Below are 24,901 nucleotides of genomic sequence, written 5' to 3'. Positions count from 1 at the left end.
GCGATACCTTTGGCAAGACCTTCGTATATCTATCAGGGCGGTTCGGTGATGATGCACGCGCCGCTGCAATTGAAACAGTCGGAAATGTACGGCTATTTCGTCAAGGGCGACCTGGCGAAATTGCAAGCGACCGTGAATACCACCCTGAACCAGGTGGCGGGCAGCAAGATGACCCTGAAAGCCCTGTCGCCATATGTGATGCTGACGTTTACGCGCGTCAACCATGCGGACTCCGCCAACCCCGTCGACCAGGCCAAGGGCTGGATTACGGAAGTCGACATCGTCACCTGGATCATGGTGGGCCAGATGGACGACAAGGGCAAGCTCGCGCATATCTATTGGTATCCGTGCCATATCTTCGTCGATGACGCGATGGCCCTGATCAACGGGCGCGAGCTGTTCGGCTATCCGAAATACCTGTGCGACTACGAGATCCCCGCCGCCGGCAGCGAGCCGCTGCGCTGCTCCGTGGCCGCCAAGGGTTTCCAGCATTTTTCGCCGGAGACGAAACTGGCGCTGCATCCTTTGCTGGAAGTGAACGCCACCGTGCGGACGGGGCCGGACAAGCCCGTCAACAGTTTCCTCGAACTCATCGAGCAGGCATTCCAGATTTTCCTCTCCATCCCCGATTTCTTTGACCTGGACCAGGCCGGCTGGGCCGATATTTTGTCCTTGCTGCGCAATCCCCGCATCGACCAGATATTCCTCAAGCAATTCCCCGACAGCGCGGGCGTGAAAGCCGTGTACCAGGCCCTGGTGGCCGCGCCGGCCGAGATCAACCGCCTGCACAGCGCGCGCCTGCTCGGCTACGAGCACGCATGCACGCTGCACGCCTTCGACAGCTTCCCGCTGGACCAGACCCTGGGTCTCAAGCTGGGGCCGCAGGCGGCGATATTGCCGTTCAATGTGAATTTCGATTTCACGGCCATGCCGGGCGAGGAGCTGGTCGACAATTCCCGCATCGCGCCGGAAAAGATCGCCATCCTGGGCGGCGGCGTGGCGGCCATGACCACCGCGTATTATTTGACGAACCAGCCTGGCTGGCAAAACCGGCACGCCATCACCGTCTACCAGCTGGGCTGGCGCCTGGGCGGCAAGGGCGCCAGCGGACGCAATGCGCAGGCGGGGCAGCGCATCGAGGAACACGGCCTGCACATCTGGTTCGGCTTCTACGCGAATGCTTTCAGGATGATCAAGGAAGCGTATGCCAGCCTGGATCGCCCGGCAGGCGCGCCGCTGGCCACCTGGCGCGACGCCTTCAAACAGCACGATTACGTGGCCCTGTCGGAAGACGTCAAGGGCGAGTGGCGCAACTGGTCGATCGTCTTTCCCACCTTGCCGGGCGAACCGGGCGAGGGCGGCGAAGATATCACCCTGTGGCAGATGGCCATCGCCATGGTGGGTTGGATCGAGCAGTGGATACGCCAGATCCGACAAGTGGCGGACGCCGACGCGCGCATCGTGCGCGCCAGCGCCTCGCAAGGGGACGGCGTGTGGCCCGGCTGGCTGCGCCGCCTGGCCGATGAAGTGGTGGGGCAGGCCGATGAACTGGGCCTCGACGTGGGCTTGTCCGTGGGCGCCCTGGCGGCGCTGGTGGCCGACCTGGCGCCCGATTCCACGCGCCACGACGAGGCGCGCCACCAGTTGCTGGCCAGCACCCTGAACGGCATCCGCGCCTGGCTGCGCCTGCGCTATCGCGCGCTGATCGACGGCGACGATGAATTGCGCCGCCTGTTCACCTGCCTGGACCTGGGCATCACGGTCATGAAGGGCATGTTCGAGGATGGCGTGTTCAAGAACGGCTTCGACGTCATCAACGACATCGACTTCCGCGCCTGGCTGAAAAAACATGGCGGCGACGAGCAGTTCAGCGTCAATTCGGCGCCCGTGCGCGGCTTCTATGACCTCGTCTTTGCCTACGAGGGCGGCGATTTCGGGAAGCCGAACATCGAGGCGGGGACGCTCTTGCGGGCGATGGCGCGCATCGGCCTGGCCTACAAGGGCGGCATCATGTTCAAGATGCAGGCCGGCATGGGCGACACGATTTTCACGCCGCTGTATGAAGTGCTGAAAAAACGGGGCGTGGAATTCAAGTTCTTCCAGCGCGTGGAAGAACTGGTGCCGGGCGCGGGCGACATCGACAGCATCCGCATCACGCAGCAAGTGCAATTGAAGGATCCGGCCGCCGGCTATGCGCCGCTGGTCGACGTGAAAGGCCTCGCGTGCTGGCCCAGCGCGCCCGATTACGCGCAGATCGAACCGGCCCAGGCGGCGCTGCTGCAGGAGCAGGAAGTCAACCTGGAGTCGTACTGGAGCGACTGGCCGCAGCAATACCAGCAAGCGTTCGGCCGCGCGCTGCCCGCCACGGTATTGAAGAAGGGCGTCGATTTCGACAAGGTGGTGTTCGGCATTTCCATCGGCTCGCTGCAGGCCTTGTGCCCGCAAATGCTGGCGCAAAGCCCGGCCCTGCAACTGGCGGCCGACAAGGTACAAACCGTGGCCACGCAGGCTTACCAGGTGTGGCTCAACAAGGATTTGCGTCAGATGGGCTGGACCACGCAGCCGAAGGGCCAGCAACCGGTGCTGTCGGCCTTCACGGAACCGTACGACACGTGGGCGCCGATGGATCAATTGTTGGCGCGCGAAGACTGGCCGGCGGGGCAGGAACCGAAAAACGTCTCCTACTTTTGCAGCGCCCTCCCCGTCGACAGCTATCCGCCCGTCACCGACACGGGCTTCCCCGCCCGCTGCGCGGCCAGGGCGAAAGCGGGCGCCTTGCACCAGCTGGAGCGCGAGATCGGCGCATTGTGGTCCGAGGCGGGCGCGCCGGGCGCGTTCCCGTGGCAATGGCTGGTCGATGCGAAGGCGGGCACGGGGCCGGCGCGCTTCGACAGCCAGTACTGGCGCGCCAACGTCGACCCGTCAGAGCGCTACGTCATGTCAGTGGTGGGCAGCACGCAGTACCGGCTGGCCACCGACCAGTCGGGCTTTTCCAACCTGTTCCTGACGGGCGACTGGATTAGGACGGGCCTGAACGCGGGCTGCGTGGAGGCGGCCGTGATGGCCGGCATGCAGACCTCGCGCGCCATGACCGGTTATCCGGCCGTGATCCAGGGCGAGACGGATTTCTAGGCATGCGACGCCTGATGCCGTTGTGTCTTGTCCTGCTCCACCTGCACGCGGGCGCCGCGCCGCCTGGCGCCATTGTGCTGTGGCCCGGCGCGCCGCCCGGCGGCGCCGCGCCGGGCCCGCAGCGCGACAGCGCGAAAGGTTCCATCACGCAGGTCGGGCAGCCTTACCTGATCGCGCACCGCCCGGCGCAGCCGAACGGTCTGACGATCCTGCTGGTCAGCGGCGGCGGCTATGCGCATATCGAGGCGGGCAAGGAGAGCGGCCCGGTCGCCAGCTGGCTGCAGGCGCGGGGCGTCACGGCGTTCGAGCTCGTGTACCGCCTGCCGCGGGAGGGCGGCGGGGTGGCCGCGCCGTTCCAGGATGGCCAGCGCGCCATGCGCGTGATCCGTGCGCGCGCGGCCGAGTGGGGCATCGATCCTGCGCGCATCGGCATGCTGGGTTTTTCCGCCGGCGCGCACCTGGCCGGCATGACGGCCGTGCAGCCCGATGCCGCCCTGTATGCACCGGTCGACGCGATGGACGCCGTCTCCGCGCGGCCCGACTTCGCCGTGCTGCTGTACCCCGTGCTGACCATGCAGCCGCCGTTCGACACGACGCACGCGAAGAAGCAGCTGCTGGGAAGTCACCCCGGGCAGGCGGCGCGCGACGCCTGGTCGGTGGAGCGGCACGTCGATGCGCGCACGCCGTCCGTGTTTCTGGCGCAGGCGCTCGACGATCCGATTGCGCCACCCGAGAACAGCCGGCTGATGGATGCGGCCTTGCGCCGCGCGGGCGTGCCCGTCGAGCTGCACCTGTTCCAGCACGGCGGCCATGGCTGGGGCCTGGGCAAGGCGGGCAGCGAGCCGGCCGCGTGGCCGCGGCTGTTGCAGGCGTGGCTGCAAGCGCGCGGCTGGATGTCTCAGCCTGCGGGCTGAGCTTCCAGGTCGCGCCGCGCCACGTCCAGCGCGTCTTTCAGCTGCGGCAGGAACTGTTCCACGTTCTCCAGCTGGCCGTTCGAGGCCAGGGTTTCCAGCTGGTGGCACAGGCCGTGCAAGGTGGGGCGGCTCAGGTAGCCGGCGCTGCCCTTCAAGGCGTGGAAGGCGGCCGCCGCCGCGCTGGCGTTACCATCGCGCACGGCGTGGCAAGCCAGGTCCAGGCGCCGTGGCGCTTCCGTCAGGAACGCTTGCGCGATGCGCTGCAAGTGCTGCGGCGACAGGCCGGCCAGCGGCAGGATGTGCACGGGCGCCGTCATGGGATCGGCCGGCGCGGGAGGTGCGTCGTCGGCGTCGTCCAGGCCGAACTGGCGCGCCAGGCTGTCGTCCCCGGTGGGCGCCGCTGGCGGCAGCGCGTGGCCGCGTGCCAGCAGCAGGTCGATGAGCGCGTCGATTTTCTCGAACAGCAGCGCTTCGTCCACGGGTTTGCTGAGGAAGTCGTCCATGCCGGCGGCCAGGTAGCGTTGCCGGTCATGTTCGCTGGCGTTGGCCGTCAGCGCGAGGATGGGAATGTGCGCGTCGGGAATGGGGAATTCGGCGTTGCCGCCGTCGCGGATCAGGCGCGCGGCCTGTTCGCCATCCATCAGCGGCATGCGGCCGTCCATCAGCACGCAATCGTAGGCGCCCGTGCCCAGCGCGCGCAGCGCCTGTTCGCCGTTTTCCACGATGGTGACCTCATGCCCCATGCTTTCGAGCAGGGTGCCGATGATGATCTGGTTGGTACGCACGTCCTCGGCGCACAGGATGCGCAGGCGGCAGGCGTGGCGCATGTGGCGCGGCGGCCGGCGCGCGTCGGCGGCCGGCGCGCTGCCCGGCGTCAGCGGCAAGGTGAAATGGAAGCGCGAGCCGATGCCGACGCGGCTTTCCACGCCGATCGTGCCTTGCATCAGTTCGACCAGTTCCTTGCAGATGGCCAGGCCCAGGCCCGTGCCGCCGTAGCGGCGCGTGGTGGAATGGTCGGCCTGCTCGAATTTCTGGAACAGGCGCGGCAAGGTGTCCGCGTCGATGCCCGGACCCGTGTCGCTGATGATGAATTCGATCTCGCTGCGGCCGTCGTGGCGCGGCGGCGTGCGGGCGCGTCGCACTTCCAGCAGCACTTCGCCATTGGCCGTGAATTTCAGCGCGTTGCCCAGCAGGTTGATGAGAATTTGCCGCAAGCGCGTGGGATCGGCGCGCACGTAGCGCGGCAAGTCCAGCGCCAGTTCGCGGCGCAGCAGCAGGCTCTTGGCGTCGGCCTGGCCCTGCACGATGCCGGCCGCGTCGCCGATCAGCGCCAGCAGGTCGAAGTCCACGGTTTCCAGGGTCAGCTTGCCGGCGTCGATCTTCGAGAAATCGAGGATGTCATTGAGGATGGTCAAGAGCGAGACGCCATTGTGCAGGCCGATGCGCAGGTATTCCTGCGTGCGGCCTTTGACGGACTGGTCGCGCAGGGCGAATTTCAGCATGCCGATCACGCCGGCCAGCGGCGTGCGGATGTCGTGGCTCATGGCGGACAGAAAATCGATGCGGTGGCGGCTGACCACTTCCGCGTGCTCCTTGGCCTTGAGCAGCGCGTCGTTGCTGAGGGTGAGCGCCAGGGTGCGTTCCTGCACGCGCTGTTCCAGGTTGTTGCGCAGCAGGCGGATCTGGTCGGCCAGGGCAAAGGCCAGCAGCAAGCCGTCGAAGGTGCCGCCCAGCAGGGTCACCAGCTGGGCGTTGGCCACCATGGCCGGCATCAGGCCCAGGTTGGCCGGCAGGATCAGAAAGCCGGGCAGCATCAGCGCGACGAAGGCCAGCACGAAGAAGCGCGCCGGTTGGTAGCCGCGGCACCAGACGACGATGCCGCAGATGAGCGCCAGCAGCATCCAGATGCTGATGGCGATGGTGGCCAGGGTGTGCGCATACGACAGGGCGAAGAAGCAGCTGGGCAGCAGCAGCAGGGGCAGCACCAGGTTGACCTGGCTGATGCGGTAGAGCAGGGGCGAGTAGTCGCGCAGGCGCAGGAAATGCGTGTAGAACAGCGTGCTGAAGACGGGCAGCAGGAAAAACGGCACGTAATGGAGCTGCAGCAGATGCCAGTCGAACAGGTCGGCAAAGACGTGGAAGGTCATGGCCCACGCCAGGCCATAGGTCAGCACGTACAGCGCGTAATAGGCCGAGGCTTTTTCCAGGGTGATGGAAAAGATGAAGAAATTGAACAGGCCCAGCGCCAGCAGGGCGCCGATGGAGGCGACGATGAGGAAGTTTTCCTTGCCCACCAGCTTGCGGTAGTCTTGCTGCGTCTGCACGCCGAACAGAGGGGCGCGCGCATAATAGGGACTGGAAAAGCGGACCAGGATGTCATACGTGGCGCCCGGCGCCAGTTGCACGTTCTTGCCGTAGTGCAGTAAATACTCATGCGGGCGCTGGTAGCCCGTCAGCAAGGTCTGCGGCGCCGCGTGCGTTCCGGGGCCATACACGTGCAGGTCGACCAGGTCGATCAGGGTATCGTTCGGGTCGATGACCCAGGCCGCTTCGCCGCTGTCGTTGCGCACCTGCGCATGCAGCCAGTAGGCGCCGCCGAACAGGTCGACCTGGCCGGCCGGCCGCAGGCGCGCCAGCCAGGCGGGCAGGGCGGCCGCATCGGCAGGCGCGGTTTCATTTTCGGCGAAAAACAGTTGCCCACCATTGCCCAGGTGCTGAATGCCTCCCTTGCCCAGGGGCAAAGGCGCTGCCTGCGCCGCGCCCGCCAGACCCAACAGACCGAGCAGCAGGCCGAACACAAGCGGCCAGCCGCATAGCCAGGCGCGGACGCGGGAGCTGGAAGCGCGGTGGCGGGAGGGGGGCGGGTGGGCTGGCATTGATGAGTGTGGTGATGGTCGCGCTGGGCTGGCGGCAACGCCGTTTGCTGTGGAGTGCCCATTTTAATCGACTCTCGGTGACATACGGACAATTTCCTGTGCTGCCGGGATGGTGCCGGCTCCGGTATCATGGCGCCTTTGCCCGTGAGATATTCATGCTCAGTCCCGACCAGTTCCTGGCCTTCCTGGCCGCCGCCGTTTTGATCACCGCCAGTCCCGGCCCCGACAACCTGATGGTGCTGGGCGTGGGCATGTCGCGCGGCCGCCGCCAGGGCATGGCGTTCGGCCTCGGCTGCGCCCTTGGCTGCCTCACGCACACGGTGCTGGCGACCATCGGCGTGTCGGCCCTGCTGGCCGCCTCGCCCACGGCATTTACCGCGCTGAAAGTGGCCGGCGGGCTGTACCTGGTGTGGCTGGGCATCGGCGCCTTGCGCAGCCGCGGCGGCGCCAGAGTCGATGGCGCGGCGGCCTTGCCCGACGAGTCCTTGCTGCGTCTGTTCGGCAAGGGCTTGTTTGCCAACAGTATCAATCCGAAAGTCGTGCTGTTCTTCCTGTCGTTCCTGCCGCAGTTCATCGTCGCGGGCCAGGGCAATGCCAGCTGGCAAACGGCGCAGCTGGGCCTGGTCTTCACGGCGCAGGCGTGCGTGCTGTTCGGCTTGCTCGGCTATTTTTCCGGCGCCGTCGGTCTGTGGCTGAACCGCCGCCCGCGCGCCGGCCTGTGGCTGGATCGGGTGGCCGGCACCATCTTCATCGGCCTGGGCTTGCGCCTGATCCTGGCGCGTTGAGCTCTTGCCTGGCGGTAATGCGAAACGCCAGTTCCATCTGATCCTGCACGGCCATGGCGCCGCCGAGGACGGCGAAGGGCACGATGCCGAAGTCGCTCTGTTTCAGCAGCAGGCTGCCGCTGGCCTGCAGGCGGCGTCCATCGGCCGCTTGCTCTATGCGCACCGGCAACTGCACCGTGCGCGTCACGCCATGCAGGGTGATGTCGGCCTCGAACACGTCCTGCTTGCCCGCGCGGCGGGCGTCGATGCGCACCCACGGATAGCGTTCCGCCTCGAGCACGCGCACCAGCATGTTGTGGCGCGTGCCGGCGATGGCGTCGGCCGACGGCGTCGTCGTCAGGCCGGCCGCCTGGCGCAAGCTTTCCTCATCCACACTCATCTGATCCAGCAGGAACTGGAATTGCGTGCGCCCCAGTGCGGGCGCCACTACGCCCTGCAAGGTGCGGCTGGCCACCACGTGGTCATGCCCCAGCCGCGCCAGCGCGCCGCCGCGCCGCACGGTGATGGTCAGCAGGGATTCCTCGGGCGCGATGTGCAGCAGTTGTACGCCTTGCCGCTGCCACGCGGGCGCGGGCATGGCGGCCGGGGCGGTTGGTGCAGGGGCCGGCGCCGGCGGCAAGGGCGTGCAGGACGCCAGCACGGCGCAGGCAAGCAGCAACGTGGTGCGAATGTTGGCGGGCAGGCGGTGGTTCTGGCTGGGCATGGGCGGAAGGAACAAGGATGAAAAGGGAATAGTACGCGATCCGCGCCGCGGCACGCATGCAATGTTAGAGCTACGTCATAAGGCGGTCATATGGCGCTGTTATGATGCTTTCGTTGGCACACAGCATGCGGTGCGCAAATCACTACGTTCCGGGAGCGATAGGATGCAGGCATGACTCAACAGCTTAGCCGGTGAGCTCAACCATCGGCACCAGACACGTAAAACTTGTTTTATAGTAATGATCGCAGGGCGGGGCAGGGGAAATGCAGGAATCGGGCGGGGATTTAATGAAGTCCTAAGCCTGTCTAAGGCAAGGGCTGGCATAGTGGATACATGGTGCACGGAAACCCCGGGCGCAAGGTTGCCGGACACCTCAATGACCGGCACGATTTCCACTTTTTCATGTGTTTTCCGTTTTATCCCTGCGCTCTGAAACAGCGTTTCAACCGGCTACCGCACTTTGCGAAGCCGGTTTTTTTTGCCCGGATTTTCGTCCAGGGCAGCTAAATGCCCGGCGCCGCCGTAGCGCGACGCCGGGCGCGGGCGCTTAGCCCGTTTGCTTGGCCAGCCACGCATCGACGGCAGGCAGCCGTTCGGCGCGCACCTTGATGCGGTACTTGATGCCCGCCACGGAACTGTCGGCGTCGCCGCGCGCGCTGGCCGGCAGGTTCGCTTGCGCATACGCTTCCAGCTTGGCGATCATCTCCGGCTGCGCCGAACCGGCCGCCAGGCGCGGGAAGTAGCGGCTGCGCGAACTGGCGTCGATGCGCGCATTGACTTGCTCCAGGTGCGCCAGCGCGAAGTCGAAGGCCAGTTCCGGATGCCTGCGCGACACGCGCGAGATCATGGCCGGGCTGTTGGTCACGCCCGGTTCATCCGTCAGCGCCAGCGCCAGCGCGCGCTGCGCCAGGGCCGCATCGTCGGTCGAGGCCAGCAAGTCGTACAGCTGGTTCTTGACCAGCGGCGTCTTTTCCCGCTGCGCCTTGGCGTGCAATTGCTCCCAGGTGGCGGCGTCCGCATGCTGCGCCACGACGCCCAGGATGGTGCGGCGCAGCGGCGCGGGCATGGCGGCCTGCTCGCCGGCCTGCTCGCTGGCCGCGTAGCGGCGACGCGCTTCAGCGATCACGCCGGGCTCGCCCATGTCGCCGAGGATGGCGATCAGCTGGCCGCGCAGGGTCGCCACGCTGGACGCTTCGCCCGAGCGCGCCTCCCAGCCCGTCTGCGCCATCATCGGCGCCAGGCGAGCCATGGCGAAGCGGCCGAAAGCCTGCTGGCGCACGGCATCGCCGGCGTACTGTTCGTACAGGCCGCCCATCGCGCCGGCCACCCGGCCCAGCACTTGCGGGTCGGCCGACAGCGGCGTGGCTTTCACCAGCTCCAGGAAGGCGGCCGGGTCTTGCAAGCCCGCCATGCCCAGCGACTGGCTGTCCGCCAGCAAGCCCAGTTGGTCGATCGGCGCCAGGCGCGCGAAGCTGCCCGCCAGCGCGCGCGTGTTGGCCGGCGCGTACAGGGTGCGGTAGTAGCCGCTCTGGCCCGCATTGACCAGCAGGGCGCCGCAGCCAGGCACGTTCAGGGTGGCCTTGCCATTCTTGAGCACCACCTTGGCCAGCTTGCCGTTGCCGACCGTCGAAGCGATCACCGGCACTTTCCAGGACAGCGGTTTCTTGTCCGGCTGGTCCTTGGAAAACTCCGTCTGCGTCAGGGTCACGCGCGTGCGGCCCTTCCTGCACACGGCGTCGCCCACCGTGATCATCGGCACGCCCGGCTGCAGGGTGAAATCATGGGCGATGGCGCTGACAGGCTTGCCGGCGGCCGCGTCGACTTCGCGCCACAGGTCGTTGGATACCGTATTGCCATACGCATGCTTGCGCATGTAGCTGCGCACGGCCGTGCGCCACGTGTCGGCGCCCACGTACGCTTCGAGCATGCGGATCACCGCTTCGCCTTTTTGATAGGTGATGCCGTCGAAGGCCTGGCTGGCCTGTTCCACGGTGGCGATGCGTTGCACCACCGGATGCGTGGTGCGCAGCGCGTCCTGGCTCATCGCCGATTCGCGCCCGCCCACGCTGGACAGGGCCGTGTTCCATTCCGGGTGCAAACGCTCCGTGGTGCGGCTTTCCATCCACGACGCAAAGCCCTCGTTGAGCCACAGGTCGTCCCACCAGCGCATGGTGACCAGGTCGCCGAACCACTGGTGCGCCATTTCATGCGACAGGGTGGTATAGATGTTTTCCTTGTCGGCCTGGGTCGAGATGGCCGGGTCGAGCAGCAGGCCGTATTCGAAAGTGAACACGGCGCCCCAGTTTTCCATGGCGCCGAAGAACTGGCTGCGGCCCGGCGCGGCGATGTTGTCGAGCTTGGGCAACGGGTAGCGCACACCGAAATAATCGTTGTATTCGCGCAGCAGGGCGGCTGACTCGTCGAGCGCGAAGCGGCTTTGCGCCAGCGCGCCGCGCTTGGTGATGACGCCGATCTCCGTGCCATCGGCCATCTTTGTCGCCCGCTCGAAGTCGCCCAGGCCGAAGAACAGCAGATACGTCGACATGCGCGGCGTGGTGGCGAAGTACACGTGCTTCATGCCATAGCCCATCTCCTCGCTACGGGCAATCGGCATGTTGCCGACGGCCATCTGGTTGCTCGGCACGACCACGTCCAGCGCAAAGGTGGCCTTGTAGTCCGGTTCATCCCACGACGGCAGCATGCTGCGCGCATCGGAATTTTCGAACTGCGTGTACAGCGCGCGCTGGCGCCCTTGCGGCGTGTCGTAGTCGAGCGAGAACAGGCCCGTGGCCTGTGTGCCGATCTTGCCGGTGTAATCGATGCGCAACAGGTACTCGCCCTTGGCCAGTGGCTCGGCAAAGTGCACGGTGGCCGTCTGCTTGTCCGCATCGAACTCGATCTTGCGCGTCACCTGCTTGCTGCCGCCCTGGCCTTCGATGGCGGCGGCGGAAAATGCCAGGTTCAAGGCATTGAAGGTGATGCTGGCGGTCGGTGTGTCGACGGCCACCTTGATGGCTGCCTCGCCCTTGAAAGTGGCGGCCGCGGCATCCGGCTTGATCGACACAATATAGTGCAGAGGCGTGACGCCGCGCGGCAGCTGTGTGGTGGTGCTGGGTGCATGGCTGGCCGAGACGTACCTGGCGGCGGGAGCGGCGTTGCCCGCATGGGCTGCGGTGATGGAAGCCAGTGCCAGGACGGCGGCGGCCAGTTGGCTGCGCCGGAAGCGCGGAGTCGGTGTGCGATGCATGGTATGCCCTTCGTTCATGAGTAAAACGCCCGCCAGCCGGGTAGGCTGCGAGCGTTGATGGCGGTTGGGGGACATCGCTGGAACTGGCGGCCAGCGTTCCCGTACAGCAATCTAAGGCGAAACGGGGGCGAAGTCAACGCGCCAGGGGCGCCGCACCATGACGGTGCGCTGGTATGATGAGGGCTTGACTGTCCTGCCACAGGCCGGTCCCGCAGCCGATTGTCCACCCTATAACGAGACGAGACCTACGCACATGAAACTGACTATCAGCCCCCGCACGCCCAATCCACGCCGCGTCACCATGTTCATCGCCGAGAAGGGCATCACCGGCATCGAGGAAGTGGCGCTCGACCTGATGGCGGGCCAGCACCGCGATCCCGCCTTCCTGGCCAAGAACCCGCTGGGTCGCGTGCCCGTGCTGGAGCTGGACGACGGGCGCGTGCTGACCGAGACGCGCGCCATCTGCACTTACCTGGAAGGCTTGCAGCCGCAGCCGAACCTGATGGGCGAAGGTTTCGAAGAGCGCGCCTTCATCGAAATGGCCGACCGCCGCGTGGAACTGCATCTGTTCAGCGCGGCCGCCAACTGGGTGCGCCACGGCCATCCGGCCCTGGTGGCGCTGGAAAACCCGCAGTTTCCCGACTTCGCCACGGCGCAGGCGGGCAAGCTGCGCGAGACGGCGCAGTGGCTGGACCAGGTGCTGGCGCAGCAGCCCTACATCGCCGGCGAACGGTTTACGATCGCCGACATCACGGCTTTCTGTGCGCTGGAATTCGCGCGCGGCCTGATGAAGTACCGGCCCGGCGCGGAAGGCTTGCAGCACCTGCAGGCCTACCGCGACCGCATCGCCGAACGCCCCAGCGCGCAGGCGAAGTAGGGACTGCCACCGCCTTACTTCAGCTGCTCCAGCAGGAAGGTGTAGGTCAGCGCCCACATCAGCGCCTGCTGGTCGTTGTTGGCCGCGCCCGCATGGCCGCCTTCCGTGTTTTCCCAGTACAGCACGTCGTGGCCTTGCTCTTCCATCTTGGCCACCATCTTGCGCGCATGGCCGGGGTGGACCCGGTCGTCGCGCGTCGAGGTGGTAAACAGCACGCGCGGATATTTCTTGTCCTTGAAGACGTTCTGGTACGGCGAGTACTTGCTGATGTAGGCCCATTGTTCCGCCACGTCCGGGTCGCCATATTCTCCCATCCACGAAGCGCCCGCCAGCATCTTGTTATAGCGGCGCATGTCGAGCAGCGGCACCTGGCTGACGACGGCGTTGAACAGGTCGGGACGCTGCACCAGCACGGCGCCCGTCAGCAGGCCGCCATTGCTGCCGCCCATGATGCCCAGGTGGCGCGGGCTGGTGACCTTGCGCTTGATCAAATCCTGCGCCACGGAGATGAAATCGTCATACGCGCGCTGGCGGTTTTCCTTCAATGCCGCCTGGTGCCAGCGGGGGCCGAATTCGCCGCCGCCGCGGATATTCGCCAGCACATACACGCCGCCTTTTTCCAGCCACGCCACGCCCGTGGTGCCACTGTAGCTTGGCTTCAGCGATACTTCGAAGCCGCCATAGCCATACAGCACGGTGGGGTTGCTACCGTCGAACTTCGTCTTCTTGCCCATGATGGCGAAATACGGCACCTTGGTGCCATCCTTCGACGTCGCTTCGAACTGCTCCACCTTGTACGGCGCCGCGTCATAGTAGGCGGGTAGCGACTTGATCTTTGTCCGCTTGTCGCTTTGCGCCGTGGCCAGGTACAGGGTGGTCGGGTTGAGGAAGTCGGTCACGGTCAGGAAGTACTGGTCCGAGTCGACGGGATCGAGCGCGCTGACGGCCAGGGTGCCCAGTTTGGGCGCATCGACGGCGCGGCGCTGCCACTTGCCGTTCACGTGGCGTAGTTCCGTCAGGCGGTTCTTGACCTTGTCCAGGGTCGTCACGAGGATGGCCGATTTCGTCGCCGTGACATTGTCCAGCGACGACGTGGCCGTCGGCGCGTACAGCACTTCCAGTTCCTGCTTGCCCTGCATGAAGGCCTTGAAATCCGTCGCCAGCAATGAGCCTTGCAGATAGGTCTTGCCGTTGACTTTCCAGTCCGAGCGCAGGGTGATGATCAACTGGTCGCGCACGGTGAAGGCCGTCGCGTCGTCCGGTTTCGGCACCTTCTTCAACTCGGCGCCGTCGCGCAGGAAGGTTTCGCCGCTGTAGAAATCGATCTGCCGCTCGACAAATTGATGCTCGTAGCCGGGCGTGAAGTCCTTGTAGGCGCTGGCGCTCAGGTCGTCGGGCTTGGCTTCGTACAGCGTTTGCGCCTGCGCCAGCGGCGTGCCGCGCTGCCACTGTTTGATGATGCGCGGGTAGCCCGAGCTGGTCATCGAGCCGGGGCCGAAATCGGTGGAGACGAACAAGGTGTCCTGGTCGATCCAGCTGGCGCTGCCCTTCGCTTCGGGCAGGGTGAAGCCGCCGTCGACGAAGGCGCGTTTGGCCACGTCGTACTCGCGCACCACCTTGGCGTCGCCGCCGCCGCGCGACAGGGAAATGAGGCAGCGTTCGCCCTTCGGATACAGGCAGGAGGCGCCGCCCCAGACCCAGTTTTCATGTTCGCCGGCGGCCAGTTGGTCGAGGTCGATCACGGTTTCCCACGCGGGTTCGGCCAGCTGGTACTGCGCCAGCGTGGTGCGGCGCCAGATGCCGCGCACGTGCTGAGCGTCGCGCCAGAAGTTGTAGTAATACTCGCCTTCCTTGCTGACGTAGGGAATGCGTTCCTTGGAATTGAGGATGGTTTTCAGGCGCGCCTGCAGGGCGGAAAAGCCGGGCTGGGCTTCCAGTTCCCTGGTGGTGACGGCATTGTGCTGTTTGACCCAGTCCAGCGGCTTGTCGCCGAGGACTTCTTCCAGCCACAAGTGGGGATCGGCCGGCGTAGTGGAAGCGGCGGGGGAGGGAGCTTGCGCGTGGGCGATGCCCGCTGCGGCCAGGCCGAGCAGCATGCTGCTGGCGAGAATGCGATATGACGACATGTAAGGTTCCTGGTTGGTCCGATGGAAGCCGCGTTGCAGGCAAAACGGCGCAGCCATGGTGCCATGGATTGCTGTGGGGAACCAGTGTCTATGGGCGACTACTTTAAAAAATAATTACTTTTCCAATATTGTTTGCTGGAACGGAAGCAGGCCGCAGAATCTGCGGCGTGATGCGCCCTTCAGGGGGCGCAAGGCCCAATCAGAGAAGTCACGGTGAGCCGTGTCTTGTCGACATCGCCGCCGTCTGGGTGATAAATCCACAATGCCTCGTTGTCGCGGCTGTCGATGAACAGGATGCGCGTATTTTCCTCGCCGATGGACAGGCAAGCCGCCAGCTCGGCAGGGCTGAACGGTGCTGCCTGCTTTGAGCCTGTTCCCGCCGCTTGCGCCAGGGCCTGGGCAAAGCCTTCCAGTTGCCTGACTGCCAGATAGCTTGTTCCATCCACATCGACGTCCTGACACAGCGCGTCCATCTCGGTCATGGCATAGCGTGTTCAAGCATTGAAGTATTTCTCCATCCGCAAAATGATCTCTTCTTTGTCTTGCGGAAAAGAGGCGTCGGGATTTTTCTTCCAATAGGCAAGGCCCTCGTGCAGTGCCCACAAGGCTTTTTCCTGTTTGCCCGCCATCAGATAAAAATCGCAGGCCCTGGCATGCGAGCCTTGCGCTTCGACCAGGGCCAGGGCCGCATTTTCCCAGTTGGACCGTTGGTCGAGCCAGGGAATGGCCAACTCCAGCAGATTGTCCCGCAGGCAGGCCATGACTGTTGTCCGATGGGACGGATCGACGAGCTGGTGTTCCTTGTCCTCCTTGCCATCGATGACAGGGAATTGCCAGTTTCTGATATTCCAGTCGGCCACATCACCAACGATATTGTTGGCAGGTTCGTGAGCGTAACGCGCCTTGTGCCACGATGTATAGGATCTGGACGAAACCTGATAGTGGCTCCAGAATGCCACGCAGAGATGCTCTTCGTTATGGCGGTTGGCCTGGAAATGGATGGCCTGGACGAATTCGTTCTGCGTGCGCTTGAAAGTTAGCTGGCTTGGCGAGAACTTGAAGCCTGCTGCGCTCAGCGGCTCCAGCAAGAACGCTTCAATATGGGCGATGATCAGCGCTTTTGGCTTCATTACGTTTCCTGGTATGGGTTGCTTGCGCCGCCTTGCTGTCAACATGCTGTCCAAACGGCGCTGCCATGTTGCCACAGATCAGTGCCAGCGCACCTTGCGGCGGGCAATCGTGCGAGGGACAACCTGCCGCTATTTTTCCTGCACGCTTCCAGGGTCTGCGTGGTGGCCAGGCAGCTTGGCCACCACCTTGATCTCGAACTGGAAACCATACAGCCACGTCACGCCCACGGCCGTCACCGTCGGGTGCGGCGCCTGGCCCCAGTACCCGGCCTGCACGATATCCCAGATGCGCTGGAAGTTGGCCTGCGGGTCGACGATAAAGATGGTCACGTCCTGCACATCGTCGAACGAGCAGCCGGCCGCTTGCAAGATGGCGTTCAGGTTGTCGAACGCACGCCGGACCTGGGCGTCGAGCCCGGGTTCGGGCGTGCCGTCTTCGCGGCTGCCGACCTGTCCCGACACAAACAGCAGGCCGTTGGCGCGCACGGCCGGGGAATAGCGGTTCTGTTCATACAGGGCTTGGCGGCCCGGAGGGAATACCACGTCGCGTTTCATCAGCTTTCCTTTGTTGATGCAGCGAAGTTGCTGCCTGGAGAACACTTTATCTGCTGCCAGCCAGCTGATAAAGCGGCCAGAATCGCCTGCACTGTTTGTATAATCCAAACAATCGAATGGCGGAGGTGTGGATGGACAGGTTTGATGCGATGAAGGTTTTCGTGCGGGTGGTCGAGACGGGCAGTTTTACGCGGGCGGCCGCGACCTTGCACATGAGCCGCACCACGGTGACGCAGCTGGTGCAGCAGCTCGAGGCGCGGCTGCGACTGAAGCTGCTGAACCGCACCACGCGCAAGGTCAATGTGACGGCCGATGGCGCCGCCTACTACGAGCGCATCGTGCAGGTGCTCGACACCCTGGAAGAAATCGAAACGAGCTTGCCGCACGCCGCCGCCTTGCCGCGGGGCCAGTTGCGAGTGGACGTGCCCAGTCCGCTCGCCGCTTTGCTGCTGGTGCCGGCGCTGCCCGGGTTCCATGCGCGGTATCCCGATATCGTGCTCGACATGGGTGCCAGCGATCGCATGGTCGACGTGATCGGCGAGAATGTCGATTGCGTGATACGCGGCGGTGCCATCACCGACCAGTCGCTGATGGCGCGCAAGCTCGCCGACTTGCCGCTGGGCGTGTATGCGGCGCCGGCCTATCTGCAGCGGGTGGGCACGCCCTTGCATCCGCTGGACTTGCAGGACAGCGCGCACCGCATCGTGCGCTTTCGCTGGGCCAGCAGCGGCAACGGCTTTCCGTACGTGATGCACCGCGAGGGCAAGAGCGTGAAGATCCATGGCCAGTACGTGCTGTCGATCGACGATGGCAACGCCTATCTGGCGGCCGGGGTGGCGGGGCTGGGCGTGCTGTGGCTGCCCGACTACATGGCGCGGCCGCACGTGGCCAGGGGCGAGCTGCTGCCGCTGTTCCCCGCATGGACGGTCGACGCCATGCCGCTCTATCTCGCCTATCCGCCGAACCGCCATGTCAGCAAGAAACTGCGCGTCTTCATTGACTGGGTCGTCAAACTGATGGACCAGGGTTCCACTCGCCCTGCCAGCATCACGGCAACTGATTGACCCACACGGGCGCCGACCAGACGATATTGCCATCGTCCTGCGTCAGGCGCACATAGTAGAAATGGGGGCCGGGCGCGGGCGTGAGGGTGAGCTCGGCCTGGTCCGATAGCTGCGTGACGGAGCCATTGCTTCCTGGCACGCCGTGGAAGATGGCGATGGCCGCCGCCTGCCGCCCTGCGCTGTTGCTGAAATGGGTGGCCAGCTGCAGCGGGCCGTGGTTGTCGAAACGCTCGCCCATCAACTTGCCATTGGCCGTGAACAGCAGCTGCGCGTGCTTGTCCATGGTGGCAAACACGCGGCGCGCGCGCAGCGCTTCGAGGAAGCCGTCGCGGGAAACGGGCATGCCGGCGGCGGGGCTGGCCACCAGCACGGCCGTGCGGTTGCCGTAGGCCGCGCCCCAGTTGGCGCAATGGTTGTCCTGGTTGCTGCTGAAGGCCACGTGGTATCCGGCCGCCAGGGCGCGGTTGCAAGCCGCCTCGTAATTGCTGCGCCGCGTCTCCGTTTCCTGGTCGTTCGTGGAAAACGCGGACGTGTTCATCACTTCGCACAGCACCATGGCCGCGTCGCCGTCCGGCGTGTAGCCCAGCGGCTGGCCGTTGACGAGAAACTGGCCCGCATAGGCAGGGTGGTTGAACTGGCCAAGCCAGCCCCGTTCGCGCATCAGCGCGTACAGGCCCGCGTAGTCGCCCTTCGGCGTCTCGACCTCGGCCAGCAGCTCGCCCTGGGCATTTCTTTCCCAGCCCAGCAACTGCTCGCTATTGAAGATAGTTAGATGGCCGCCCTTGTTGATGACGCCCCATTCCATGCCGTACAAGGCCAGGAAGCCCGGATGGGCGGCCGTGTACGCGGCCGCTTCAGCCAGCCCGGTCTGATACAGGGCTATCGCTTCGGCAGGGATGGCCGCGCCATTCGTGCCGTCGGAACCGTCATACATATGGTTGTGTTCGGACGCCAGCAGGGCGTCGAGCCCGTGCTGCTGCGCATATTTGTAGGCATCGATGGGGCCGTAGGGCGCCGTTTGCGGGTCTTGCGCGCCATGGCAGGCATCGAGCGGCGCGCCACCGTCGCTGTGGCGTGTCTGGCTGTGCAGGTTGGCGTAGACGATGCTGTAGCCGGGCTGGCCGTCCAGGCCGCGCAGTTGCCGCAAGCCGGCCTGGAAGGCGGGCACCGTGGGCGCCGCGCGGGCGCCCCGCTGCACCTGGATGTGCCATTGCTGTTCCACCTGCGCTTCCTGCGGCGTGCCGGCATCGGCCACGGCCAGCAGGCGCAGTTCATATACACCGTCCGGGACCGGCACGCGCCGTTCGCGCGCATCGGCGTCGGCGCGGCCATCCCAGGGCAAAGTCACGCTCTGGCCGCCGGCGCCCACCTGTTGCGTACCCGACCAGCGCCGCAGCACGGCCCCTTGCGGGCCGGGGCCGGACAGTGTCAAGGTCCAGTGCACGGCATGCGCGCGGCCCTCGTCGGGATAGGCGAGTTGCACGATAAATGTACGGGACTGCGAGGTGCGCGACTGCGTGACCCGCTCGCCGCGCGCGGCGTGAAAGGGCGCGACGACGGTGGCGTCGAGCTCGCTATGCTCCTTCGGCTGCTTCGTCGCTTGCGCGGCGGCAGTGTTGCTCCACGTAAAAAGCAACACGCCGGCGCACAATCCAGCCAGCCATGGCCACCGCAGTGACCTCAATCGGCGGCGCAGTGTTTTGACCATCGAGGCCTCCCGCGACTGCTGCAGATGGTGGTTTAGACAAGAGTTGCCACGTGATGGTTCCCGCATGCACCAGCAAGTGGCGTGCTTGCACCGTGATTGGCCATGATCTGGCGCAAAGCCAGTGCGCATGGTGCCGCGCGCCCCTGGGAAAGCTGGCACGGCGCTTGCTACACAAGAGATACGGATCAACGGCGATCCCCTGAATAAACGCACAACGGTCCAACGACGGACCACATGGACAACGGCGTCCGCCCAGGCTGATTTTTCTCATCGGCGGGGGCGGGCGCCGTTTTGTTTTATCAACGGGATATTTCGGGAACCTATCATGGCCAGCCAAAAAGCAACGCGCATCGCGCTCTTCTCCCTCGCCACGCCGCCCATGCGCGCATTCCACCTGACGTGGATGGCATTTTTCGTGTGTTTCTTCGCCTGGTTCGCCTGCGCACCGCTGATGCCCGTCATCAAGGGCGAGTTCGGCCTGTCCCTGGCGCAAGTGGCCAACATCAATATCGCGGCCGTCGCCATCACCATCCTCGTGCGCCTGATCGTCGGGCCCTTGTGCGACCGCTACGGCCCGCGCAAGACCTACACGGGCTTGCTGCTGCTGGGCGCCATTCCCGTGCTGGGCGTGGCCGCTTCGCAAAGCTATGAAAGCTTTCTATTCTTCCGCCTGGGCATCGGCGCCGTCGGCGCCAGCTTTGTCATCACGCAATATCACACCTCCGTGATGTTCGCGCCCCGCGTAGTGGGGACGGCGAATGCGGCGGCAGCCGGCTGGGGCAATGCGGGCGGCGGCGCGGCGCAGGCGCTGATGCCCTTGCTGCTCGGTGCCGTGCTGATGCTGGGCGTGTCCGAATCGCTGGGCTGGCGCATCGCGCTGCTGGTACCGGGCGTGCTGATGCTGGTCATGGCCGCCCTGTACTGGCGCTATACGCAGGATTGCCCGGAAGGTAATTACTCGGACCTGCGCGCCGCTGGCGTGCCTATCGAGGGTGGCAAGAAGGGGGGCTGGGACAGCTTCAAGGCTGCCAGCAGCAATTATCGCGTGTGGCTGCTGTTCGTCACCTACGGCGCCTGCTTCGGCATCGAAATCTTCATCCATAACATCGCCGCCGTGTACTACGTCGACCATTTCGGCCTGTCCCTGAAATCGGCCGGCCTGGCCGCCGGCAGCTTCGGCTTGCTGGCCCTGTTTGCCCGTGCTTTGGGCGGCTGGATGTCCGACAAGTTGGCCCTGCGCGGCAACCTGAACAGCCGCGTGACCCTGCTGTTCATGCTGATGATCGGCGAAGGCGTGGGCCTGCTGTGGTTTGCCAAGGTCGACAGCGTCACGTACGCCGTCATCGCCATGCTGGTCTTCGGCCTGTTCACCCACATGGCGTGCGGCGCCACCTACGCGCTGGTGCCTTTCATCGACAGCCGCGCGCTGGGCGGCGTGGCCGGCATCATCGGCGCGGGCGGCAACGTGGGCGCCGTGGCGGCCGGCTTCCTGATGAAGGGCACGGGCGATATCCGCCAGACCCTGATCATCTTGAGCGCGCTGGTGGTGATCTCGGCCCTGTGCGCCATCGCCGTGCGTTTTACCCGTGTAGCGGCCGAACCGAACATGGCCGCGGCCTGAGGAGACAGCAATGAACCACCCCTTGAACATCGTCGTCCTTGGCCATGGCATGGTCGGGCATAAATTCCTCGAACGCCTGGCCCTGGAAAACGCGCCGCACCTGCACGTCACCGTGCTGTGCGAAGAGCCGCGCCCCGCCTACGACAGGGTGCACCTGTCGGAATTTTTCAGCGGCAAATCGGCCGAGGACCTGTCGCTGGTGGCGCCCGGCTTTTTCGACAAGGGCAACGTCGTGCTGAAGCTCAATGCGCGCGCCGTGTCGATCGACCGCGCGGCGAAGACCGTGACGGCCAGCACGGGCGAAGTGCTGGCCTACGACAAGCTGGTGTTCGCCACCGGCTCGACACCGTTCGTGCCGCCGCTGCCGGGCAAGGAGCGCGACGGCTGCTTCGTCTACCGCACCATCGAAGACCTGGAAGCCATGCTGGCCTGGGGCGCCAAGTCCACCACGGGCGTGGTGATTGGCGGGGGATTGCTGGGCCTCGAATGCGCGAAGGCCTTGCGCGACTTGAAGCTCGACACCCACGTGGTGGAATTCGCGCCGCGCCTGATGGCCGTGCAGGTCGACGAGGGCGGCGCGCGCGTCCTGCGCCGCAAGATCGAGGAACTGGGCGTGACCGTGCACACGCAAAAGAACACCCTGGCCATCGTCGACGGCGAAGCGGCCACGCACCGCATGCAGTTTGCCGACGGCAGCCACCTGGAAGCGGACATGATCGTCTTCTCGGCCGGCATCCGCCCGCGCGACGAGCTGGCGCGTGCCTGCGGCCTGGAGGTGGGGCCACGGGGCGGCATCGCCATCGACGACAGCTGCGTCACGTCCGACCCGGACATCTACGCCATCGGCGAATGCGCGCTGTGGGGCGGCCTGGTGTTTGGCCTGGTGGCGCCCGGCTATGAAATGGCGCGCATTTGCGCGCGTCACGTGCTGCAGGAAGAGGGCGAAGCGGCGTTCAAGGGCGCCGACATGAGCACCAAGCTCAAACTGATGGGCGTGGACGTGGCCAGCCTGGGCGACCCGCACGGCAATGCGCCGGGCAGCCGCTCCTACCAGTTCATGGACGAGCGCAAGCAGATCTACAAGAAGATCGTCGTCTCCGATTGCGGCAAATACCTGCTGGGCGGCGTGATGGTGGGCGACGCCAGCGAATACGGCACCTTGCTGCAGATGATGCTCAATAAAATCGAGCTGCCGGCATCTCCCGAATTCCTGATCCTGCCGCAGGCGGACGGCCAGCAAAAGGTGGGCCTGGGCGTGGACGCCTTGCCCGACTCGGCGCAAATCTGCTCGTGCAACGACGTGTCGAAGGGTGCGCTGTGCGCGGCCGTCGCCGAGGGCGCCACGACCATCGGCGCACTAAAATCCTGCACGAAAGCCGGCACCGCCTGTGGCGGCTGCGTGCCGCTGGTGACGCAGATCATGAAGGCGGAAATGCAGAAGCAGGGCCTGGCCGTCAACAACCACGTGTGCGAGCACTTTGCGTACTCGCGCCAGGAATTGCACCACCTGGTCCGTGTCGGCAAGATCCGCAGCTTCGGCGCGCTCCTGTCCGCGCATGGCCAGGGTTTGGGGTGCGACGTGTGCAAGCCCGTGGCGGCGAATATCCTCGCGTCTTGCTGGAACGATTTCGTGCTCTCTCCCGTGCACGCCAGCCTGCAGGACAGTAACGATTACTTCCTCGGCAATATCCAGAAGGATGGCACCTACTCCGTCGTGCCGCGCATGCCGGGCGGCGAAGTGACGGCCGACGGCTTGATCGCCGTGGGCATGGTGGCGAAAAAATACGGTCTCTACACGAAAATCACGGGCGGCCAGCGGGTCGACCTGTTCGGCGCGCGCGTCGACCAGTTGCCGGCCATCTGGGAAGAATTGATCGCGGCCGGCTTCGAATCGGGGCACGCCTACGGCAAGTCGCTGCGCACGGTGAAATCGTGCGTCGGCTCCACCTGGTGCCGCTATGGCGTGGCCGACAGCGTGGGTTTTGCGATCCAGCTGGAAAACCGCTACAAGGGCTTGCGCACGCCGCACAAGATCAAGTTCGGCGTCTCCGGCTGCACGCGCGAATGCGCCGAGGCGCAGGGCAAGGACATCGGCCTGATCGCCACGGAAAAGGGCTGGAACCTGTACGTGTGCGGCAATGGCGGCATGAAGCCGCGCCACGCGGAACTGATCGCCTCCGATCTCGATGAAGCGACCCTGGTGCGCTATGTCGACCGCTTCCTGATGTTTTACGTGCGCACGGCGGACCGCCTGCAGCGCACCAGCGTGTGGCGCGACAACCTGGAAGGCGGCCTCGATTACCTCAAGCGCGTCATCATCGACGACAGCCTGGGCATCGCCCACGAGCTGGAAGCGGACATGCAGCACGTGGTCGACACCTATGCCTGCGAGTGGCAGGAAGCCGTGTCCAACCCCGCCGTGCGCCAGCGCTTCCGCCATTTCGTCAACAGCGAGAAAAACGATGAAAACGTGGTGTTCGTGGAAGAGCGGGGCCAGATCCGGCCCGCCACGCCAGATGAACGCCGCGGCACCGTGATCCCCATCCTTGCCGTGGAGGCTTGAGCCATGAATGCGATGAATGAACTTTCCGGCGCCACCGCCGACAACTGGGTGGCCATCTGTCCCTTGATGGACATCGTGCCCGACACGGGCGTGTGCGCGTTGCTGGGTGGGCGCCACGTGGCCGTCTTCCGCGTCGGCGACGTCGCGCCGCGCGTGTACGCCATCGACAATATCGACCCGAACGCGGGCGCTTCCGTACTGTCGCGTGGCCTCGTGGGCAGCATCGGCGAGCGCGTCGTGGTGGCGTCGCCGATCTACAAGCAGCACTTCGATTTGGCCAGCGGCGAGTGCATCGAAGCGCCAGAACACTCGGTCGCCGCCTGGCCGGCGCGCGTGTTTGCCGACATGGTGTGGGTGGCCCTGTGAACCCGCCCCGGCGTCCTTCTTTGGTCGTAGTCGGCAACGGCATGGCCGGCATGCGCACGGTCGAGGAACTGTTGAAACTCGCGCCGGACCTGTACGACATCACCGTGTTCGGCGCCGAGCCGCACGGCAATTACAACCGCATCCTGCTGTCGCCCGTGCTGGCCGGCGAAAAGTCGGTGGACGACATCATGCTGCACACGCGCGACTGGTATGCGCAGCACGGCATCACCCTGCACGCGGGCGACCCCGTGGTGCGCATCGACCGCCAGGCGCGCACGGTGCAAGCGCTGTCGGGCATCGAGGTGCGTTACGACCGCCTGCTGCTGGCCACCGGTTCCACGCCCTTCATCGTGCCCGTGCCGGGCCACGCGCTGCCCGGCGTGATCGGTTTTCGCGATATCGCCGACGTCGACACCATGCTGCAGGCGGCGCGCACGCACCGCCACGCGGTGGTCATCGGCGGCGGCTTGCTGGGGCTGGAAGCGGCCAACGGCTTGCAGCGCCAGGGCATGGACGTCACCGTGGTGCACATGAGCGGCGCCCTGATGAACCAGCAGCTGGACGCACCCGCATCGATGCTGCTGAAAACGGCGCTGGAAGCGCGTGGCCTGCGTTTCCTGATGCACGCGCAGACCGCCGAAATCACGGGCGCCTCGCGCGTGGAAGGCGTGCGGTTTGCGGACGGCAGCAGCATCCCCGCCGACCTGGTGGTGATGACGGCCGGGGTGCGCCCCAACATCGCCCTGGCGCAGGCGGCCGGCCTGCACTGCGAACGGGCCATCGTCGTCGACGACTGCCTGCAAAGCTATGACCCGCGCGTGTACGCGGTGGGCGAATGCGTGCAGCACCGCCGCGCCACCTTCGGCCTGGTCGCGCCCATCTGGGAGCAGGCGCGCGTGTGCGGCGCGCACCTGGCCGGCGCGGGACACCGCCGCTATGTGCAGCAGGCCAGCGCCACCAAATTGAAGGTGACGGGCATTGACCTGTATTCGGCCGGCGACATCCTCGGCGGCGAGGGCAGCGAAGACCTGGTGCTGCGCGATCCGCGCCGTGGCGTCTACAAGCGCCTGGTGGTGCAGGGCAACCGCCTGGCCGGCGCCGTGCTGTACGGCGACGTGCAGGACGGCCCCTGGTACTTCGACCTGATCCAGCAGCGCCGCGACATCAGCAAGCTGCGCGCCCATTTATTGTTTGGCCAGGCGCTGTGCGCCCAGGCCGCCTGACAGGACATTCC

The 24,901-nt window shown here is 65.5% G+C and carries 17 protein-coding genes; 9 read left to right on the top strand and 8 right to left on the bottom strand.

Annotation, left to right across the window (positions count from 1 at the left end; genetic code table 11):
- Positions 1-48: 48 nt before the first annotated feature.
- Positions 49-3,132 carry an NAD(P)-binding protein gene (locus tag GCN78_RS07125; protein WP_152251155.1) on the top strand — a complete coding sequence of 1,028 codons (3,084 nt, stop codon included), beginning with the start codon at positions 49-51 and terminating at the stop codon, positions 3,130-3,132.
- Positions 3,133-3,134: 2 nt separating this feature from the next.
- Positions 3,135-4,046: an alpha/beta hydrolase gene (locus tag GCN78_RS07120; protein ID WP_152251071.1), complete on the top strand. Its 912-nt coding sequence runs from the start codon at positions 3,135-3,137 to the stop codon at positions 4,044-4,046.
- Here the strand turns inward: GCN78_RS07120 and GCN78_RS07115 are convergent.
- Positions 4,031-6,844, bottom strand: a complete 2,814-nt coding sequence (locus GCN78_RS07115; RefSeq protein WP_152251070.1) for a hybrid sensor histidine kinase/response regulator — start codon at positions 6,842-6,844, stop codon at positions 4,031-4,033. The genes GCN78_RS07120 and GCN78_RS07115 overlap by 16 nt on opposite strands.
- Positions 6,845-7,077: 233 nt before the next feature.
- On the opposite strand from GCN78_RS07115, the gene GCN78_RS07110 reads away from it, so the two are divergent.
- Positions 7,078-7,707, top strand: a complete 630-nt coding sequence (locus GCN78_RS07110; RefSeq protein WP_034754929.1) for a LysE family translocator — start codon at positions 7,078-7,080, stop codon at positions 7,705-7,707.
- Here GCN78_RS07110 and GCN78_RS07105 read toward each other — a convergent pair.
- Both GCN78_RS07105 and GCN78_RS07100 read right to left on the bottom strand, forming a co-directional pair.
- On the bottom strand, positions 7,670-8,410 hold the full coding sequence (locus GCN78_RS07105; RefSeq protein ID WP_226939513.1) for a YceI family protein: 741 nt from the start codon (positions 8,408-8,410) through the stop codon (positions 7,670-7,672). The two genes, GCN78_RS07110 and GCN78_RS07105, sit on opposite strands and share 38 nt — an antisense overlap.
- A gap of 547 nt (positions 8,411-8,957) precedes the next feature.
- Complete coding sequence (locus GCN78_RS07100) at positions 8,958-11,657, bottom strand: M1 family metallopeptidase (RefSeq protein WP_152251069.1); 2,700 nt, start codon at positions 11,655-11,657, stop codon at positions 8,958-8,960.
- 253 nt (positions 11,658-11,910) lie between these two features.
- On the opposite strand from GCN78_RS07100, the gene GCN78_RS07095 reads away from it, so the two are divergent.
- A complete protein-coding gene (locus GCN78_RS07095) occupies positions 11,911-12,534 on the top strand; it encodes a glutathione S-transferase family protein (protein WP_152251068.1) in 624 nt (207 codons plus the stop codon).
- Positions 12,535-12,548: 14 nt separating this feature from the next.
- Here the strand turns inward: GCN78_RS07095 and GCN78_RS07090 are convergent, their stop codons facing one another.
- The 4 genes from GCN78_RS07090 to GCN78_RS07075 form a co-directional block, all read right to left on the bottom strand.
- Complete coding sequence (locus GCN78_RS07090; RefSeq protein ID WP_152251067.1) at positions 12,549-14,660, bottom strand: prolyl oligopeptidase family serine peptidase; 2,112 nt, start codon at positions 14,658-14,660, stop codon at positions 12,549-12,551.
- A 179-nt stretch (positions 14,661-14,839) separates the two neighbouring features.
- Complete coding sequence (locus GCN78_RS07085) at positions 14,840-15,142, bottom strand: hypothetical protein (protein ID WP_152251066.1); 303 nt, start codon at positions 15,140-15,142, stop codon at positions 14,840-14,842.
- Between the two features lie 12 nt (positions 15,143-15,154).
- Positions 15,155-15,790, bottom strand: coding sequence for a DUF4304 domain-containing protein (locus tag GCN78_RS07080; RefSeq protein WP_152251065.1), 636 nt, complete (start codon positions 15,788-15,790; stop codon positions 15,155-15,157).
- 129 nt (positions 15,791-15,919) lie between these two features.
- Complete coding sequence (locus GCN78_RS07075) at positions 15,920-16,348, bottom strand: RidA family protein (protein ID WP_152251153.1); 429 nt, start codon at positions 16,346-16,348, stop codon at positions 15,920-15,922.
- A gap of 128 nt (positions 16,349-16,476) precedes the next feature.
- On the opposite strand from GCN78_RS07075, the gene GCN78_RS07070 reads away from it, so the two are divergent.
- Entirely contained in the window at positions 16,477-17,409 is a 933-nt protein-coding gene (locus tag GCN78_RS07070; RefSeq protein ID WP_152251064.1) for a LysR family transcriptional regulator, read from the top strand.
- On the opposite strand, the gene GCN78_RS07065 is transcribed toward GCN78_RS07070, so the two are convergent.
- The gene (locus GCN78_RS07065) at positions 17,393-19,048 is read right to left on the bottom strand and encodes a CehA/McbA family metallohydrolase domain-containing protein (RefSeq protein WP_226939512.1); all 1,656 of its coding nucleotides are present in this window, start codon (positions 19,046-19,048) and stop codon (positions 17,393-17,395) included. The two genes, GCN78_RS07070 and GCN78_RS07065, sit on opposite strands and share 17 nt — an antisense overlap.
- Before the next feature lie 394 nt (positions 19,049-19,442).
- On the opposite strand from GCN78_RS07065, the gene GCN78_RS07060 reads away from it, so the two are divergent.
- The 4 genes from GCN78_RS07060 to GCN78_RS07045 are packed head-to-tail and all read left to right on the top strand — an operon-like array spanning position 19,443 to position 24,890.
- Positions 19,443-20,738, top strand: a complete 1,296-nt coding sequence (locus tag GCN78_RS07060; RefSeq protein WP_152251062.1) for an MFS transporter — start codon at positions 19,443-19,445, stop codon at positions 20,736-20,738.
- 10 nt (positions 20,739-20,748) lie between these two features.
- Positions 20,749-23,301 carry a nitrite reductase large subunit NirB gene (gene nirB, locus GCN78_RS07055; RefSeq protein WP_152251061.1) on the top strand — a complete coding sequence of 851 codons (2,553 nt, stop codon included), beginning with the start codon at positions 20,749-20,751 and terminating at the stop codon, positions 23,299-23,301.
- A gap of 12 nt (positions 23,302-23,313) precedes the next feature.
- Positions 23,314-23,667, top strand: a complete 354-nt coding sequence (nirD, locus tag GCN78_RS07050) for a nitrite reductase small subunit NirD (protein ID WP_152251060.1) — start codon at positions 23,314-23,316, stop codon at positions 23,665-23,667.
- Between the two features lie 20 nt (positions 23,668-23,687).
- On the top strand, positions 23,688-24,890 hold the full coding sequence (locus GCN78_RS07045; protein ID WP_413465200.1) for an NAD(P)/FAD-dependent oxidoreductase: 1,203 nt from the start codon (positions 23,688-23,690) through the stop codon (positions 24,888-24,890).
- The last annotated feature ends 11 nt before the right edge of the window (positions 24,891-24,901 follow it).

Source organism: Janthinobacterium rivuli (assembly GCF_009208735.1).
Lineage (GTDB): Bacteria > Pseudomonadota > Gammaproteobacteria > Burkholderiales > Burkholderiaceae_D > Janthinobacterium.
Note: the sequence above shows the minus strand (reverse complement) of the source record. Positions and strands in the feature narration are given on the sequence as shown.